The organism is Paenibacillus antarcticus, from assembly GCF_001637225.1.
Taxonomy (GTDB): Bacteria; Bacillota; Bacilli; order Paenibacillales; family Paenibacillaceae; genus Paenibacillus_AQ; species Paenibacillus_AQ antarcticus.
In genome coordinates this window covers 27,144-44,992 of record NZ_LVJI01000006.1, presented here as the reverse complement: position 1 = coordinate 44,992, position 17,849 = coordinate 27,144, and the positions used below count along the sequence as shown (strand labels likewise).

Below are 17,849 nucleotides of genomic sequence, written 5' to 3'. Positions count from 1 at the left end.
TTCGAATAATTATATAGTCCATTTCGTTCGTCTATGCCCACCTTTATTGGGATAAAATGGTATGTTATAATGAATTATATTATTATTTGCATTCAATTACTGCTTATAACAACTTATTCATGAGATCGGAGTGCGCTTATGTTCGATATGAATCAATCAATGAAGAAGGATCAAAGAAAAGCCTACTTTGCTCTGAGAATTAATGTATTCTTTTTTAGTACATTCATCATTTTTTGCGTCATTATTGTGAGATTAGCTATCTTACAATTTGTAGAAGGAGCTACCCTGACTGAGAAGGAAACAAATGGTTTAATCAAAACCGTTGCACTTTCCCCTATTAGAGGGACTATTTATGATGATACGCATACCAAGCTAGCTTATTCTACCCCTATTCGATCTCTTTTCATTACATTAATGCAAGATTATAGCTTAGCCAAGGAAGACATATTAATTAAAAAGAAAAAGCCGCTTGTCCGAGCTGAGGCTTTTAAATTAGCTGAGAAAATCGAGAAGGCATTGCTCACATTAGATCCCGAGGGGGAGAAATTAACCTCTCAGAATATCATTGATGCAATGGATCTTGAATTCCTTAAGGGTCCCGGGTATCAGCCTCGACGCATTAAGACTGACCTTAACCCCGCTGAAATCGCTTATTTCTCAGAAAATAAAACGGCCTTTCCTGGCATTGAAATTGAAATTAAAGAAGAGAGCAATCGCCATTATAACCAAGATACAATAGCTGTCCAGACAGTAGGCTATATTAAATATTTTAAAAGTTCAAAGGAAATTTATAGTGAAATAGATGCGATTCAGAAGGTTAAAGACACCCAAAAGAACCCTGGGCTAACCTATACTGAGGATGAAATTGTCGGATATGACGGTATTGAATTCGCCTTTCAAGATGAACTCAGAGGACAGAACGGATATAAGGAGATTTCAGTCACCGCCCAGAATATGCCGATTGCTGTCGAACGAGTAGTTCCTCCCCAAAAAGGCCATGACATCTATTTGACCATTAACAAAAACGTACAATTAAAGGCAGAGCAAGCCATCACAGATCAGTTGCAATGGCTACACACCAATACAGTCTCCGGAAAAACCCATCCAAATGCCATTACAGGGTACGCTGTAGCGATGGAAGTGGATACAGGGAAAGTAATTGCGATGGCTAGCATGCCCGACTATAACACAAACGTTTGGAAATCATCTGGAAGCAAGAACATCTCTACCCAAGACTATGAAAAGATTAAGAATAATTATCAGAATGGTACGATCTCTCCGATTAGTTCTGGTAAATCTGTCAACGGCCTAGATTCACTCTTACTACTCGGTTCGACCATCAAGCCGCTCAGCGTATTAATCGGATTAAAGGAGAATCTATTCGGAATAAATGATTATTATACAGATCGTGGAATAACCTATATTGGGAAAGAGGGTTCTGAGTGGCCCATTAGAAATTCCTCTAGCCATGTCCTCGGGTCCATCGATCCCGCCAAAGCAATTAAAGAATCATCCAATGTCTTTATGGTCGATATGATCGGTAAGAGGTTAAATAAGAAATATCCAGGAGATGAAGGAATTAAAGTCTGGGATACGTATATGAAAAAATTCGGACTCGGTGTTTCTACCGGAGTAGATCTACCCAAGGAATACCTTGGTATACTTGAGTACTGGAATAAGAAACAGGCAGGGAGTAATTTGGCAGCCTTAGCTTATGCTTCTTTCGGCCAACAAGGTAAATATACGACCTTACAACTCGCCCAATACACTACTATGTTAGCAAATGAAGGTAAGCGAATGAAACCACAGCTTGTAAATGAAATTAAAGAACAAGATGGAACTCTCGTTAAGAAATTCAAGCCTGAAGTACTAAATGAATTCCCGTTAGATAAGCGCTACTGGCAAGAAATCAAACAAGGTATGAACACAACAGTAAGTGCCTTTGAAGGATTTCCTTACGATTTCGCAAGAAAGACCGGTACTTCTGAGCAGGAGGCAAAAGGGAAAATGAGAGATAACGGGATATTCATCGCCTATGCCCCACGTGATAATCCTAAACTCGCTATCGCTGTTGTCGTGCCCGAGGGTGGGTTCGGAGCTCAAAGTGCCGCACCCATTGCCCGTAAAATCTTTGACGCATATGATCAAGAATATGGTCTTGATGGGAATCCAAAGAAGTACAATCCTATCGCAGAGAGCACTTCTTTATCTGTACGTTAATAAAAAATCATACATTGGCACACATTATACGTAAAAGCAGCCTCGGGATAGTGAGAAAGGAATACTATTTCTCATTTCCCTCTATTCTTGAGGTTCTACTATATGAATAATGGAGCGTGCCGTATATGCCAAATTCAACCCCTCATGTAAACCGAAAAGTAACAATAGGGATTACCTGTATCTTCTTAGTATTATGTATGTCCTGCAGTAACAATAAGACTGCCACTGATACTAACCCTCCTACTAATACCGTTAAGACAAAGGGCACCCGTAGCCACTCTTCTCCTACTACATCTGGTACGTTTACCGATCAAGTCCTTTACACCGATTATTCAGGAAAGACTTGGATCCCCTTACAGAATGCCGTTTCGTCTATCGGCCTTCGTATGAAGGATTCTGGGGAAGCTGTTCAAATTGGTTATACTGACCCGATGTATAAGGCATACCTTGGACAGAAACAAGCCTCTTCATTAGGAAAAACCGTTCAACTAAAAGAAGCTCCTATCCGTTGGAACGGACAGTTATATCTAACATCTGATTCCCTCTCAAACCTTCTTCATACGAATGTGAAATGGAACCAACGATATCATCGAATTGAGATCTCACCTCTTCATGACGATTCACCAACGAATAATACAATCCAAACAAAGTCCTTACGCATCGCTAGCACATCAGCAGATACGGGGCAACTTATCTCATATGCCAAGACATTTTTAGGAGTTCCTTACGATTTCGGGGCTGAACCGTATGAGCAATCAAAGAAATTTGACTGTTCTACTTTCACACAACACGTGTTCAAAAAGTACAATGTGGACTTACCAAGACTAGCCAGAGATCAAGGTAATGAGGGTCGTGAGGTTTCACGGGATAATCTAAAAGCTGGGGATCTAATTTTCTTCACGGTTCCTGACCGATTTGAAAGTAACGCCATTCCTGGTCATGTGGGCATTTATATGGGAGATGGTAAGTTTATTCATACGTGGGGTAAACCAGGCGTACAGATTAGTGAATTAGACACAGGCTACTGGAGTAAAGTAATACTCTTTATGCGAAGTGTCTTATAAATTAAGGCATTCATGAATCGGAGCATTCATGGAAATAGTATGAGAGTAGTAAATCTAAGGAGGTCAGCACAAATGGATGACACACATGAATTTGTAGAGAAATTACATGATACCCAGAAGAAAGCGGCACGAAATAAGGAGCATCAAGGTAAAGGAACCCCAAGTCAAAAATTGCCTACAAAACAGCACGGAACACAGAAATAGACACAAATAATAACGGTATCGTTTCTTCTATGAGACGATGCCGTTGTAATCATAGTCGTTATAAGTTTCTTTACTATATCCCCATATAGTCTTGGTCTGGTTATTATTTATCCATTATATTTATCTGCTCAATACATTCATCGATCTTCTTACTAAAGTACTCATTGATGATATGATCCAACTGTTCCGATTTCATTAATACTCTCTTATCATCAACACCATAGATGCTAGCTAGCGTATTTAATTCAATTCGTATGCACTCGATCTTATTATATACCGATCCTATGTCCAATATGCTCCCTCCCCGTTTAATATCCATAATATAACAGGTTACCAAATTGTAACTATTTGGTATTTGTATATATATTCAATTAAACTAATATTACTATATTGACTCCCTCACATAGCAAAAAAGAGCCCTCGGAGAACTCCGAGTAGCTCTTGGAAAAAAGATGGTTACGATTAACGTTAGGTAACAGTACCAGTACCATGTGATAATGGTTGTATTTCATTCAAATCTATCGGTAATCCAATCAAAATAACGCTACATAAGCTGATCACTAGAATTAAAGATGATATTACTTTCTTCATAGTTACACCCCCTTTTTATAATCCCACCATACTCTTCAAAATCCTCTTTAGAAGCAAAATCTCTGTAGATTTCAAATAATGACATAGAATTAATTATTTCTCTTTTTTTATTTATATTAGCATATATTGTAAATGATTGTAATATTCTACTTATACCTTCTCTATATCTCTTTTTATTAAATTGATATATTGCTATTTGATAACAAAGATCCGCAAAACTTATTAAACCAAAGAGATCCTTATAATTTTCACTCGATTCTGAAATCGGGTCGTGAAATATTTGGATAGCATCATGAAAATTCTTAAGAATATCATCTATAGTAAAACCATGTTCGTTTGCCGCTTTTGTAATTGTTATAAGCCCTCTAAGAACTTCTTTTGGATTATCTTGCAATAGTAAAGTGTATTCTGTTAGAACACTTGTATTGCCCATAAGGATTTCAAGTGTAAACGCATTGGCAGCCGACCACATTTGATATTTCTTCACTTCTAATTGCCCCTCTACATCTAATCCTTCAATCCAGCTCAAATCCGAATAAGCAAGAACATATTTCATAGATTCCTTATAGTGACCCTGATATTCTAAAGCTACACCCTTCATCAAATAACCGTAACCGTAATAGACGACTAATGGTCTATCCATTACTAATCGCTCATAAGGCCTCTTTCCTCTCATTCTATGCTTCTCACTCCGTAGCACAATGTTAGCTATATCAATCAATTCATCGGCATATTGTCCCATTTTGTCCCACTTATTCAAAGCGTAGTAAATATTTGATATCTGAGACAAAGCGTCTAACTGATAATTCTCCGGCAATCTCTTACGATATGGAATAAACTGAAGTGTAGCCTCCATATTATGTTCCGTATCAAGTCCAATAGAGGCTCTAAATATACGATATTGGCTAATCGCTAACCTCTCCGAATGTTGATACCGTTCATGCTCAGCAACACATTTATAATATATGATGGATTCCTTCATCTTCCCACTGGTATACAGATTCTCAGCAAGAGAGAACACCAGCGTCAAATAAGTTAGATTCTCCATTAACCTAGTTAGCACCTGAGCAATCGTGTCTTCTTTGCCAAGTTCCGAACAGCGGATTAGAAATGAACCTATCCGTCTACCATTCGGCTTCTCATTTGCGAAACATTCTTCTACAAATAAGTCATATAGTGCTCCCTCATCATAACCAAGTGCCTTGGTTATGAGATCAATCTGCCGCACAGATATAGGCTTAGGCGGATTATTGTTAAGAATCGCGCTGATTACACCTTTATTAATTCCTGAAGCTTGTCCAAAACTACTAAATGAATGCCCAAAACGCTCTAAATGATTTATTATTTCTGACCGAATCGTGATTGCCGGACTCATTCCATCACCCCTATCACAGAAAAGTGGATCTCTCGCTGTCAAAACAAAATTAAGTATTCTCTCCTATATAATTACAATTATACGAATATATTGATATATGGTCAATTAATAATATACCAATAATTATTCAGAAACGTTGTAAAAATTCACACAAAAAAGGTAGCCTCATCCAATGAGAGCTACCTTATACAAATCTATCATAAACGGCATAATTGTTTATTTATAAGTGAAATCGAGATAGTGAGAATAAGCTAATATCCTGCTGTGTTGCTTGCTTTACCGTCAAATCTGATAGAATCTCTCCTACGACACTAGAGAATTTGAATCCATGACCTGAAAATCCACCTGCCAGTAGAATATTCGGATATGCAGGATGATGGTCGATAATGAAATCCTCATCAGGCGTCATCTCGTACTTACATACGGACCCACGAATAAGCTTGCCCGCTGCCAAAGGCATGTAGGTCTCAAGTGCATTTCTTAGATCTCGCTCATCATCCGCATAAGCTCCAAATGGTTGTAAAGGATCACCGGGCTCCCAAGATGCCCCTAGATCATGTCTACCAATCTTCACACCTGCCCCATCGATGCTAGGAAATCCGTAGAAGCCACCTTCCAGACTACCCAAAGTAAACCCTGGAAAGTTCTTGGTGTCAAAGAGTGACTCATCGCTTTGGAACCAGCCTACGACTTTACGGACAGACTGGATGGGTAGCTTGATGAATGGCTCCAATGTTTTGAACCATGCACCTGCACTTAATATCGCTTTATCTGCATGAAACACCCCATGCTGTGTATGGACCGATACGCCATTAACATTCGCTTCAATAGATTCGACACGCGTATAGGGTAAAAGAGTAGCACCTTCCGCTAATGCCATTTGCCGATAAGCTGCAACACATTTCTCACTAAATAAATAACCCGCTTCCGGCTCGTACAACCCCGTGAAATCGTCCGTCAGTCGAATACCGGGCCACCGCTTAGCGATTTCATCTGCATCAATTAGCTCTAGGGGTATGCCTAACTGGCTTGCGTCCTTAAGCCGCTGTTCATATGAGTACACCTTTGAAGAAGACATATTCAATACACCCGATTGAATAAGCAACGAAGTACCCGTAGCTTCTTCAAGTTCATTCCATAGCTTATGAGCACGGAGGGCCATAGACACATAAGATGACCCTCCATGATAAGCATGTCGTATTAACCGTGGTTCACCATGATGGCTCCCCTCATGATGTGGAGGATCGAATGCATCAATGAGTAACGTTCGAATACCTTGGCTAGCTAAATGATACCCCGCACTCATCCCCATAGAACCCGCCCCCACGACAATAACGTCGTATGACATCCGTATGACAATCGCCCCCTATCATGGCTCTATCTAATCTAATTGATCATTAAGCAGGAACTGTTGAATAGCCCGCTGAGACAAATCAGCGAAGTAATGCGCACTAATTGATAGCGCTTGCTCATCCACATCGAATGCAGGATGATGCCATTCCTGCGGTCCCGAAGTACCCATAAAGACGAAGAACCCTGGAATCTCCTGCTGATAAAAGGCAAAATCCTCTCCTGCTGGAGAGGGAATCGCCGTCACCACATGCAATCCTGCACTTTCAGCCGCCTCAATGGCAAGCGACTCAAGTGAAGCATCATTATGAACGGAAGGAGGGCCGGGTAACCATCTCACACTGGCCGTTGTACCAAATGCAGAAGCAACTCCATCGATGATCTGTTGAAATCGTTTCAACACATGATTCCTTACCTCGATGTCAAACGTACGAATCGTCCCATCTAACATGGCTGATTCTGAAATAACATTCCACGCTGTTCCACTGTTAATACGAGTTACACTAATCACAGCGCTCTGAAGAGAGCCTATATTACGACTCACGATAGATTGAAGGGCCGTAACCATGTGCGAAGCAACTACGATTGGATCTACTCCAGCCTCTGGCACTGCCGCATGTGTACCAATTCCCTTTACCTCAACAGCGAATCCATCCGCAGCAGCCATCAGTGCGCCAGATTTAATTCCAATCGTTCCAGTTGGTAGATCGGGCTTGTTGTGCATTCCAAATATGGCCTGCACCCCTTTCAACGCCCCCGTTGCAATAACCTGTTTAGCCCCCTTGGCCTTTTCCTCAGCCGGCTGAAAGATAAACCTTACCGTACCCTTCAATTCATGCTCTCTTCGCTTCAATAGCAAAGCTGTCCCCAAGATAGACGCTGTATGGAAATCATGGCCACACGCATGCATTTTCCCAGGAAATAATGAGGCATAGGGTAAGCCGGTATCTTCTTGAATAGCTAATGCATCGATATCTGCCCGTACTGCAATGATCGGTCCGCCATGATAACCGCCTACTTCTGCGATAATTCCTGTCGTAAGTGAATAATCCGCGATCCGAATTCCCGCTTCTTCCAACCAACCACGAATAGATTTGGTTGTTTCGAACTCTTCATAAGATAACTCAGGATTAGAATGTAAATGACGTCGCATCTCAATTAATTGTTGTTCTAACATAACTATTATTCACCCTCTACTAGTACCTCTGAGAAAGCTTCCTTTAGCAACTTATAAGAATGAATTCGCTTGGAGAAATCCTTAATAGCTGTCGTAACGATAAACTCCTCGATACCATATTGTTGTTGAAGATTAAGCAGATGTTCTCGAACCGTCTCCTTCGATCCTTTGGCGATTGCAGCATCTTGAATATCGATTCGATAGCCTTCATTCGATTGGTTACCAAATTCTTCTGCTTTTTCTATTGTACCTAAAGTCACAGATTTCCCGCTATCTAAATGTACCTTGATTAGCTTCTGTTCCCCGGCTAATTCATTCGCCTCTTCATCTGTATTTGCAATAATGACAGAGAGGGCTAGAATTAGCTGTGGTTGGGTACCCTTGCTTGTGTTAAACCGATTTCGGTATGTGGCGAAGGCATTCTCAGCAATAATAGGATCACTATTAATAAACTGAGCAAATACATAAGGAAGCCCTAGATCCGCAGCAGACTCTGCACTAGATACACTGGCACCTAGCAGATACAGTTTAGCAGGCTGTACCGGATTAGGCGTTGCACGTAAGCCACTTTGTGGATGATCCTCATCCAGTTGGTTATGAATGAGCTGTTCTAGTTCTTCCAACTTGTGCTCTAATGACGGTGTTTCGGTAATTCCCTGTTGAAGTGCCTTCGTAGAACGAGGAAGTCCTCCAGGTGCTCTCCCAACACCTAAATCTACTCTCCCAGGTGCTAATGTCGCTAGGACATTGAAATTCTCGGCTACCTTATATGGGCTATAATGCTGAAGCATAATACCACCTGAACCAATCCGAATGGATTGTGTCCGCGCTAATAAATAGGAAATCAGAACTTCTGGTGATGACCCAGCAACTTGATCAGAATCATGATGTTCTGACACCCAGAATCGGTGATAACCTAACGCTTCAGCTAGTTGAACGAGTTCAATAGTATTCTGAAAAGCAATCGCAGCGGTATCACCTTCAAATACTGGGCTTTGGTCTAATATACTAAGCTTTACTCCCATCGAATCATCCGCTCCTTCTATATTTCCTCTTTTAGAGGTTGTTCAAAAGGTCACATTTTGAACTCTTATTTATATCGAGTACGCCCATTCTGAAGTGATGCGTTTCAAGAATTGCTTCGTCCGCTCTTCCTTAGGTGCACCAAAAATATCTTGCGGTCTTCCTTCTTCAACGATGATACCTTCATCCATAAAGACCACATGGTTAGAGACATCCCGAGCAAAGCCCATCTCATGTGTAACAACAATCATCGTGATGCCTTCTTTGGCGATTTTACGAATAACATCTAATACTTCGCCGACCAATTCAGGATCTAGTGCTGAAGTAGGCTCATCAAATAAAATCACTTCTGGATTAAGGGCTAATGCCCGTGCAATACCTACACGCTGTTGTTGACCACCTGATAATTGGCTAGGGTAGGCATCAAGCTTCGCACCAAGTCCCACCTTCTCTAGCATTTCTATACTCTTCTGCTTAGCCGCGTCCGCCGAGAACTTCTGAACGATGATAAGTCCTTCCATCACATTCTCAAGTACCGTCTTATGCTTAAATAAATTGTAGTGCTGAAACACCATAGCCGATCGTTGTCTAAGATTATGAATATCCTTCTTATTGGCTTGTTTGTAATCTAAGTTGAAATCACCAATCTCAATTTGTCCCTCATTGGGTTTCTCTAAATAATTAATGCAACGAAGCAGCGTTGTTTTGCCCGAGCCACTCGGACCTAGAATGACAACGACTTCCCCTTTTTCCACGGTCAGATTAATACGATGTAACACTTCATGCTTACCAAACGACTTGGATATGTTGGTCAGTTTAATCATGCTACACCTCCTCGATTGTAATTATTGATCCGTTTCTCAAGCCTACTTGTTGCTCTCTCTATGAGAACCGTCATTCCCCAGAAGAGTAGTGCTGCTGCAATATAGGATTCAAGAAACTTCCAATTGGTTGCCGCCACAATTTGTGCTTGTGCGTTAATATCCACCACTGACACGGCGAAAGCAAGCGTAGATGCATGCAGCATACCTATCAGGCTATTAGAGAGATTCGGGAGACACACCGATAATGCCTGAGGAAGAACAATTCTTCTCAATGCTTGTGCAGTTGTCATCCCTACGGAATAGGCTGCTTCTATTTGTCCACGATTAACAGCGATGATACCCGCTCTAATGACCTCTGACATATAAGCTCCTGCTGTTAGAGAGAAAGAAATAAACACAAAACCGATTAAAGGAATTTGATTGGAGTGAAAAGGGAGTCCCCAAGCTCCTGATATCCCATCTATAAGCATCGGAAGTCCGAAATAAATAAGAAATAAATGCATCAACATGGGCGTACCACGAATGAACATGACATAAGCAACAGCGATTCTATGCAGAACCGGTACTCTGTATATCCGAATAAGCGCAACCGCCGATCCAATAATCAATCCCATGGATACAGAGACCGCGGTAATAATTAATGTCGTTGGGAGTGCTTTAAACAAACTTAGCAAAGCCGTTAGAATGAACAGTGGGTCAATTTTCAATGTGGATCAACCCCTTTCTCTAACCTTGCTATCTCTCTTTTACGCCATCCAATCAACCTTTTCTGTGACCCTTCCTTCTCGATAATTTGCCGTTCATGCCTTAGCAGTCTAGCTTCCAAATAGAAGAATATTCTTTCAAGAACTGTACTAATCACGAAATAAATTAGAGATAAAGCAATATAGGTCTCAATAAAATGACGCGTGGCTGATCCTAAAGTCTGTGATTTCCCCGTCATTTCCATAGCACCTAACGTAAACGCTAGTGAGGAATCCTTCAGATTGGCGATAACTAGGTTAGAAAGAATCGGCACAGATATCGACAACGCCTGAGGAAGTATAATTCTCGTCAATGCTTGGTAGCCACTCATTCCAACCGAATAGGCCGCCTCTATCTGACCCCGATCAACTGCATTCACTGCGGCGCGTATCGCTTCTGAAATAAATGCCCCGCTGTGCAGGGCATAGGTCACGATAACGAATATAAGCACATTTGTCCTTGAGGTATCCACATGAATTAATTTCAACAATTCCGGTAACCCGTAATAAATAAGGAACAGCTGAATCAGAATGGGTGTTCCACGAAAGAATGATACGTATACTTGAGAGACTCTTTTTAAGATTGGGACATTGTATAATCTGGGCAACGCCACTATAAACCCGATAATAAGACCAAGTAATATGGAGCCTGCTACGATAAATAGGGTGATATGCAGGTATGACAGTAATTTGGGTAAAAAATCAAATACATAGTTAATATCAAATTGTCTGCCCACAGCATTTACACCCCTCTTATAAGTTCATAATTTACATCTAGGAAATTTTTTTATTTCTTAGTTTCTTCAGCTAAACTCTTGGTAAAGTCTTGACCTAGCCATTGGACACTTAATTTAGCTAGCGTACCATTGCCTTTCAACGTCTTAACCGCTTCATCAAGCTTATCTGACAATTCTTGACCATCCTTACGTAATACGAACAATACATCCGATTGAATCAGTGCCTCTCCAACTGTCTTCAAAGCAGGCGTACCGTCAGTACCAAGGTAATCTCTGATTGCAAAATCCGTGGATAGTGTAGCATCTACGCGCTTGTTCTCAAATAGCGTTACTTCATCATTGGCCTCACCACTGGAATACACAATTTCAAGGGCATTATCATGCGTTGCATTATATTCTTTTAAGAAAGTAGCCTGGTTGCTTGTTGGTCCAATAAGAACCTTCTTACCTTTCAAATCTTCAATCGAATTAATTGTAGTATTATCCTTTGTCACGGCTACTTTCGATAAGAAAATGCTATATGGTTCTTTGTTGAATAAGAATTTCTCTTCACGCTCTTTATTCTTTTCCATTTGGTGAGCGACGAAATCAATTTTGTTTGTTTCTAGGCTTAGTAATAAATTATCGAAATTCATCGTCTTAAATTCAAATTCATACTCTGGCAACAATTTATCAATTTCTTTCACAAGTTCAACATCGAACCCAGTCAGTTTGCCGTCCTCATCAATAAAGCAGACATTCGGGAACTGCGTACCTGTACCGACAAGGATCTTCTTCACTTCTGTAGAACTTCCGCCAGTCTTATCCCCCTGTGCAACTTCCCCATCATTCTTTGATCCACACCCTGTAGACATTACCATTAGTAATATTACAGCGCTTATCACAGCCAGCTTCTTCATTCTTATTCCTCCCCAATTTGTGTTCTCTAAAAATAAAATAATTCAATCTCATAATTCCTATAAGTTTTGTATGATTTAGTGTTGGATTAACTTTACAACCATGCGTTGTTCCCGTCAACGGGTTAGCTAATAGAGGTTTTCTATACCATCATTTGATATTTCAATAGCACATTTATAGTCAATGGGCGTTATTATTGAGGGCAGTTGGAGAAATAGACAAAAAAAATAGACTACTCGTCATACAGTAGTCTATTTCATCATTTATTTTAGATTTACATTACCCTTACCAAAAAGTTCGCGCCTCACTAAACTATTCTGCTTTAGATGATGTCACTTGCGAATCCCAACATTCAACCCTATGAGAATCATCCAGTATAGGCAGACTTTCTCTCGTAAATACAGGATCTTTCCCTGCCTTCTTCTGCTCCATATAATCTTTCAGTGCGGCAAAAGCGACCTTGGATAACAACGTAATAGCAATCAGATTGACGATAACCATGAAGCCCATAAATAAATCAGCTAGATCCCATACTAACTTAACTTGAGCCACAGATCCGAATATGATCATTCCTAATACACTAAATCTATAAATGTTAATCCAGATCTTATTGGATTTCAGGAATGCAATATTAGTCTCTCCATAATAATAATTCCCGATCAACGTACTGAATGCGAATAAGAACACCATTAAGGCTAAGAAACCCGAGGCCCATGAGCCGATATGAACACTTAGTGCCGCTTGTGTTAATTCGATGCCATCTAACCCAGATTGCGTATATACGCCTGAGAGTAGGATGATCATAGCCGTACTTGTACAAATCACCAATGTATCTACTAACACACCTAAGGCTTGAATTAACCCTTGCTTAACCGGGTGGCTTGTCGTCGCCGTGGCTGCTGCATTAGGTGCACTCCCCATACCCGCTTCATTCGAGAACAATCCACGCTTCACACCCTGCATAAGCGCAGCTCCTAATGATCCTCCTGCAACTTGTTCAATACCAAATGCATTCTTTACGATCAGCGTAATCACTGCTGGAACTTGCCCAATATTAACTAGCACGACATAGGCAGCAATACCAACATAAAGCACCGCTAGTACAACGACGATATATTCAGACATCTTCGCGATACGTTTTACGCCACCAAATATAATAACAGCAAATGCCGCAGCCATGACTAAGCCGATTATTAAACGATTCGTGCCAAAAGCATTCTCGAAAGCTATTGAAATCGTGTTCGACTGTACGGCATTAAACACCAGTCCGAATGATAATGTGATTAGAATAGCGAACAAAGCACCCATCCATCGTTTATTTAATCCCCGTTCCATGTAGTAGGCTGGTCCACCTCGGAAGCCATCTTTATCCTTGACTTTATACACTTGTGCTAACGTACTCTCAATGAAGCTCGATGCTGAACCAATAATGGCAATAACCCACATCCAGAACACTGCACCAGGGCCTCCAAGTGCAATCGCGATCGCAATTCCTGTAATATTACCGGTCCCGACACGAGCAGCCATACTTATACAAAATGCTTGAAACGGAGAAATGCTATCACGAGCACCACCCTTAGATTCTCTTAATAGGCGGATCATTTCTTTTAATAGACGAAATTGTAGGAACTTCGTTCTAAAGGTGAAATACAGACCACAGACGATAAGCATAACGATTAGTAATTTAGACCACATCATACTGTTTATAAAATCAATCATGTTTTGAAAAGTTTGCAACATTTATGCGGCTCCCATCTAGTTGAGTAATATGGTATTAAATGTCCATTTTGAGTAGACATATTAGTATATCAAATTTTTATTAAGGAGAGATACATGTATTAATTTGGCATACATCTTTTAATCTTCCTAACTTCAGGTTTAAACATACACACTTCGGAGGAGTTTCTATTTTCTTTAAACCATGATTACGAATTAGACCATCCGTCATACACAAAAAACCAGAATATAAATGACTATTCTGGCACCCATCTGGACATACAACGATTAACACTTCTCTCATATTAAGATTTCAAAAATGATTGCTTGCTGAGAAGAATCTCCTTAGCCATATCCAAAAGCGAGTTAAACACCACGCTATTCTCTCCATGAAGGTTGATCAGATTGGTTTGCAATGAAATGTTAGACACTTCCGGGAAATGAATAGGGAATAACTTCGCTTCCGATACTTCCTTGCTCACACATAGACTGGGCAGAAAGCAGATCCCTGCTTTATTCAAAACTAATTTCTTAGCCGTCTCTAAATTGTCTGTCATGTACTCAATCTGGGGAGGATTGTCTAAATTCTCAAATACACGATGTAGTTGCAACCAATCCAATGCACCACATTCAAAGAATACTAAAGCCTCTTGTTCAATATCTTTAATCGTTACCTCATGATTATCAATAAAAGAATGCCCCTCATGTACATATAACGTAATGGGATCTATATATAACTTAATAGATTGAAGATGCGGATGTGCCACATTACGCACAAATCCAACATCGAGCTCCTTATTCAGTACCTGATTCATAATATCGTCAGTGGTCGCTACGCTAAGTTTAAACGTGAGGTCAGGGTAGTTGGTCTTGAGAACAGGAAGTACGTCTGGGATGATGTAGTTAGCTACGGATATCGTACAGCCAATTCTGACAACGTTCGGCAGCGCTTTTTGTTTATGGAGCTGTACTCTACCCTTTTGGTAGGTTTGTAATATCTGCTGAGCAAAGGGAAGAAATTGTTTCCCTTTTTCCGTTAATTGAATCTGTCTTCCAAAGCGATCAAACAGTTTGCAATCCAATTCTCGTTCCAGTGTTTGTATTCGCGCGGTTACTGAAGGCTGGGATAGAAATAACATATCTGCCGCCTTATTGAAGCTCCCGTAATGAATCACATAAACAAAGGCCTCCAAATTCTCAATATTCATCTAAATTCCCTCCTCAGCGATCATATCATCTTACATTTACAACTTATCCTATAAAATAACTTGGTTATATGATTTCCTATTATATTACAGCAATTCCATAGAATAATTCAAGATGAATTTCATGAATCCACCTTGCCACCACATCGCTTAACAATCAGACAACATGAATAAAGGGATTCTCCATCCCATCTCGATTACAAGACAGGATAAAAAAATCCCCATAATAGTGAGTAATAGCGTCCCTTCAAACAGCCGTTTCCTATGATATCAAATGACTTGTTAAGACGGATTGCAGATGCTCTAACCCAACTTCAGTAACAGCTTCGAATTTCCCATCATTACCAATCTCTACGACCGGTACATGCCGCACACCGTATTTCACCTCTAATACATCACGCAAAATATCATTACCTTCTACATTTATATTCTCATAGCTGTAATTATTATCCTCAAGGTACGTTTTCACTTCTGAACAATAATGGCATCCCGGTTTACTCCACACGACAATCTTTGGATTCGTTGACATATATAATTCCTCCTAAAGTTTTACGAAGTAAAACTAACTTCGTAAGCATTGGCTAAAGTTTTACGAAGTAATAACTTCGTAAGCATCGGCTTACGTTTTACGAATTGTTTTCACTTCGTCATTTCACTATTCTTATAATGCTGGATAATGGCACGCTGTTAAGTGTCCTCGTCCTACCTCTCGTAGCACGGGTTGTTCCTCTCTGCATCTTGCTGTTGCTGCGGGGCAACGTGTATGGAAGTGGCAACCCGATGGCGGGTGCGCTGGGGAAGGGATTTCTCCTTGAATCGCAATATACTCTCTTGTACGTGTAGGATCTGGCAAGGGGATGGAAGCAATAAGCGCCTTCGTATAATAATGAGCAGGATGCAGAAATAACGCCTCACTAGGGGCAATCTCAACAAGCTTACCAAGATACATGACACCGATTCTATCCGATATATGCCGCACAATATTAAGTCCATGCGCAATGAATAGATATGTGAGGTTCAGTTCCTTTTGTAAATCTTGCATAAGGTTAACAATTTGAGATTGAACGGAAACGTCCAACGCCGAGACAGCTTCATCCGCCAGAATGAACTCCGGATGAAGCGCAATCGCCCTAGCAATTCCAATCCGCTGACGTTGACCACCTGAGAATTCATGTGGATATCGATCAACCCAAGTACGATCAAGACCCACTACTTCTAGAAGCTCTTCTACACGTGACCTTCTCTCCTTCGTATTTAAATCCTCATGAACAGATAAGGGCTCTCCAATGATATCGCCCACATTCCAACGCGGATCTACGGAACTATACGGATCTTGAAATATCATTTGCATATTCTTGCGTGCTTCTCTGAGTCCCGTCGCATTGAGATTTCCTAAGTCACGACCTTGATACATGACACGACCCGAAGTGGCTTGTTCTAGCTGCAAAATGACACGACCTAGCGTTGATTTACCGCTTCCTGACTCCCCAACCAGTCCAAACGTCTCGCCCTTACGGATATTAAGAGATACATCATCCACCGCTCGAATCACGGTCTTATTGCGACTAAGAATGCCATTACGAATGGGATAGAATTTACTTAGTCCCTCTATTGCGAACAAATTATCCCCATCAACCAACTCTTCTCTTGCTTCCGAAGTTGCATGCACCTCGATTGCAGGTGCATCCAACGAATCTACTTTTAGGTGCTTCTGACTCCAATCCTTACACTGAACAAGCACTTCCGCATGCCAACATGCTGTTAAACGACCGTTCACTACTTGTAAGGGTGGATTGTCCTTAACGCAACGCTCTGTTGCATAGGGACAACGCGGATGGAACCGACAACCTGTAGGCAAATCAGACAGACTAGGAATCGATCCTTCAATGGAATACAGCTTATTAGAACGATCACTATCCATCGTTGTAATGGATTGAAGTAAACCCTTTGTATATGGATGATGTGGCTGCTCAAATAATTGGAACACAGTCGCCTGCTCCACCACTTGACCTGCATACATGACGATAATTCGATCTGCTATTTCAGCTGCGATGCCCATATCATGTGTAATCAACAAAATCGACATATTAAATTCTGTCTTTAGTTCTTGCAACAACTGTAGAATCTGCGCTTGAATGGTCACATCTAACGCCGTCGTTGGCTCATCTGCAATCAGTAATTCAGGACCACATGCCAGAGCCATTGCGATCATTGCCCGTTGAAGCATCCCACCCGATAATTCATTCGGATATTGCTTCATACGGATGTCTGGCTCTGGTATTCCTACCCTCTGCAGTAAATAGACAGCATGCTTCCAAGCTTTGCTACGCGAACCCTGCTGATGGGTCATAATAACTTCAACAATCTGGCTACCAATCGTAAATACCGGATCAAAGGCTGCCATTGGTTCCTGAAAGATCATCGCCATCTTTTTCCCACGAAGTGAACGTAATTCTTTCTGTGGCATGGCAACGAGATCAATGCCATTCAGCATAATATTGCCTTCGGAAATGATTCCATTCTCGTAGTCAATCAATCTCATGACGGATTTAGAGGTAATTGTCTTGCCACTTCCTGACTCTCCTACAAGGCAGACCGTCTCACCTGCTTGAATGGTCAATGACACATCCGTTATGGCTCTAAGCAAGCCTTTTTTAGTATTAAAATCTACCGATAAATGTTGGATATCCAGTAGTTGTGTCAAGTAACGACCCCTCCTTCCG

The 17,849-nt window shown here is 40.9% G+C and carries 16 protein-coding genes; 3 read left to right on the top strand and 13 right to left on the bottom strand.

Features of this window, described 5'->3' with window-relative positions:
• Positions 1–159: 159 nt before the first annotated feature.
• The 3 genes from PBAT_RS04935 (at position 160) to PBAT_RS24615 (ending at position 3,488) form a co-directional block, all read left to right on the top strand.
• Positions 160–2,220, top strand: a complete 2,061-nt coding sequence (locus PBAT_RS04935) for a peptidoglycan D,D-transpeptidase FtsI family protein (protein ID WP_248912404.1) — start codon at positions 160–162, stop codon at positions 2,218–2,220.
• Between the two features lie 125 nt (positions 2,221–2,345).
• Positions 2,346–3,284 carry a C40 family peptidase gene (locus PBAT_RS04930; RefSeq protein ID WP_068647133.1) on the top strand — a complete coding sequence of 313 codons (939 nt, stop codon included), beginning with the start codon at positions 2,346–2,348 and terminating at the stop codon, positions 3,282–3,284.
• A 72-nt stretch (positions 3,285–3,356) separates the two neighbouring features.
• Complete coding sequence (locus tag PBAT_RS24615; RefSeq protein ID WP_084402834.1) at positions 3,357–3,488, top strand: DUF4023 domain-containing protein; 132 nt, start codon at positions 3,357–3,359, stop codon at positions 3,486–3,488.
• A gap of 103 nt (positions 3,489–3,591) precedes the next feature.
• Here PBAT_RS24615 and PBAT_RS04925 read toward each other — a convergent pair whose 3' ends face one another.
• The 13 genes from PBAT_RS04925 to PBAT_RS26185 all read right to left on the bottom strand — a co-directional run bounded on the left by PBAT_RS04925 (position 3,592) and on the right by PBAT_RS26185 (position 17,830).
• Positions 3,592–3,780, bottom strand: coding sequence for an aspartyl-phosphate phosphatase Spo0E family protein (locus tag PBAT_RS04925; protein WP_068647131.1), 189 nt, complete (start codon positions 3,778–3,780; stop codon positions 3,592–3,594).
• Between the two features lie 252 nt (positions 3,781–4,032).
• Positions 4,033–5,454 carry a hypothetical protein gene (locus PBAT_RS04920; protein WP_068647129.1) on the bottom strand — a complete coding sequence of 474 codons (1,422 nt, stop codon included), beginning with the start codon at positions 5,452–5,454 and terminating at the stop codon, positions 4,033–4,035.
• Between the two features lie 220 nt (positions 5,455–5,674).
• On the bottom strand, positions 5,675–6,802 hold the full coding sequence (gene solA / locus PBAT_RS04915; protein ID WP_068647127.1) for an N-methyl-L-tryptophan oxidase: 1,128 nt from the start codon (positions 6,800–6,802) through the stop codon (positions 5,675–5,677).
• A 33-nt stretch (positions 6,803–6,835) separates the two neighbouring features.
• Positions 6,836–7,981, bottom strand: a complete 1,146-nt coding sequence (locus PBAT_RS04910; protein WP_068647125.1) for a M20 peptidase aminoacylase family protein — start codon at positions 7,979–7,981, stop codon at positions 6,836–6,838.
• Positions 7,982–7,986: 5 nt separating this feature from the next.
• Positions 7,987–9,006: an LLM class flavin-dependent oxidoreductase gene (locus tag PBAT_RS04905; RefSeq protein WP_068647123.1), complete on the bottom strand. Its 1,020-nt coding sequence runs from the start codon at positions 9,004–9,006 to the stop codon at positions 7,987–7,989.
• A 69-nt stretch (positions 9,007–9,075) separates the two neighbouring features.
• Positions 9,076–9,828, bottom strand: coding sequence for an amino acid ABC transporter ATP-binding protein (locus tag PBAT_RS04900; RefSeq protein ID WP_068647121.1), 753 nt, complete (start codon positions 9,826–9,828; stop codon positions 9,076–9,078).
• Positions 9,825–10,535, bottom strand: coding sequence for an amino acid ABC transporter permease (locus PBAT_RS04895; RefSeq protein WP_068647119.1), 711 nt, complete (start codon positions 10,533–10,535; stop codon positions 9,825–9,827). The genes PBAT_RS04900 and PBAT_RS04895 overlap by 4 nt, the downstream gene beginning before the upstream one ends.
• Entirely contained in the window at positions 10,532–11,308 is a 777-nt protein-coding gene (locus tag PBAT_RS04890; RefSeq protein ID WP_068647117.1) for an amino acid ABC transporter permease, read from the bottom strand. Before PBAT_RS04890 ends, PBAT_RS04895 begins: the two co-directional genes overlap by 4 nt.
• Positions 11,309–11,358: 50 nt before the next feature.
• A complete protein-coding gene (locus PBAT_RS04885) occupies positions 11,359–12,207 on the bottom strand; it encodes a transporter substrate-binding domain-containing protein (protein ID WP_068647115.1) in 849 nt (282 codons plus the stop codon).
• 310 nt (positions 12,208–12,517) lie between these two features.
• Positions 12,518–13,945 (bottom strand): alanine/glycine:cation symporter family protein, encoded by a 1,428-nt coding sequence (locus tag PBAT_RS04880; RefSeq protein ID WP_068647113.1) that lies wholly within the window; start codon positions 13,943–13,945, stop codon positions 12,518–12,520.
• Positions 13,946–14,226: 281 nt separating this feature from the next.
• Entirely contained in the window at positions 14,227–15,129 is a 903-nt protein-coding gene (locus PBAT_RS04875; protein WP_068647110.1) for a LysR family transcriptional regulator, read from the bottom strand.
• A 259-nt stretch (positions 15,130–15,388) separates the two neighbouring features.
• On the bottom strand, positions 15,389–15,655 hold the full coding sequence (locus PBAT_RS04870; RefSeq protein WP_068647108.1) for a glutaredoxin family protein: 267 nt from the start codon (positions 15,653–15,655) through the stop codon (positions 15,389–15,391).
• A 132-nt stretch (positions 15,656–15,787) separates the two neighbouring features.
• Positions 15,788–17,830, bottom strand: a complete 2,043-nt coding sequence (locus PBAT_RS26185; RefSeq protein WP_068647106.1) for an ABC transporter ATP-binding protein — start codon at positions 17,828–17,830, stop codon at positions 15,788–15,790.
• Positions 17,831–17,849: the final 19 nt, after the last annotated feature.

Excerpts from the sequence above, each read along its gene's own strand:
- PBAT_RS04935 (WP_248912404.1), top strand. The coding sequence starts at position 160 with ATGAAGAAGGATCAAAGAAAAGCCTACTTTGCTCTGAGAATTAATGTA.
- PBAT_RS04930 (WP_068647133.1), top strand. The coding sequence starts at position 2,346 with ATGCCAAATTCAACCCCTCATGTAAACCGAAAAGTAACAATAGGGATT.
- PBAT_RS24615 (WP_084402834.1), top strand. The coding sequence starts at position 3,357 with ATGGATGACACACATGAATTTGTAGAGAAATTACATGATACCCAGAAG.
- PBAT_RS04920 (WP_068647129.1), bottom strand. The coding sequence starts at position 5,454 with ATGAGTCCGGCAATCACGATTCGGTCAGAAATAATAAATCATTTAGAG.
- solA (WP_068647127.1), bottom strand. The coding sequence starts at position 6,802 with ATGTCATACGACGTTATTGTCGTGGGGGCGGGTTCTATGGGGATGAGT.
- PBAT_RS04910 (WP_068647125.1), bottom strand. The coding sequence starts at position 7,981 with ATGTTAGAACAACAATTAATTGAGATGCGACGTCATTTACATTCTAAT.
- PBAT_RS04905 (WP_068647123.1), bottom strand. The coding sequence starts at position 9,006 with ATGGGAGTAAAGCTTAGTATATTAGACCAAAGCCCAGTATTTGAAGGT.
- PBAT_RS04900 (WP_068647121.1), bottom strand. The coding sequence starts at position 9,828 with ATGATTAAACTGACCAACATATCCAAGTCGTTTGGTAAGCATGAAGTG.
- PBAT_RS04885 (WP_068647115.1), bottom strand. The coding sequence starts at position 12,207 with ATGAAGAAGCTGGCTGTGATAAGCGCTGTAATATTACTAATGGTAATG.
- PBAT_RS04880 (WP_068647113.1), bottom strand. The coding sequence starts at position 13,945 with ATGTTGCAAACTTTTCAAAACATGATTGATTTTATAAACAGTATGATG.
- PBAT_RS04875 (WP_068647110.1), bottom strand. The coding sequence starts at position 15,129 with ATGAATATTGAGAATTTGGAGGCCTTTGTTTATGTGATTCATTACGGG.
- PBAT_RS04870 (WP_068647108.1), bottom strand. The coding sequence starts at position 15,655 with ATGTCAACGAATCCAAAGATTGTCGTGTGGAGTAAACCGGGATGCCAT.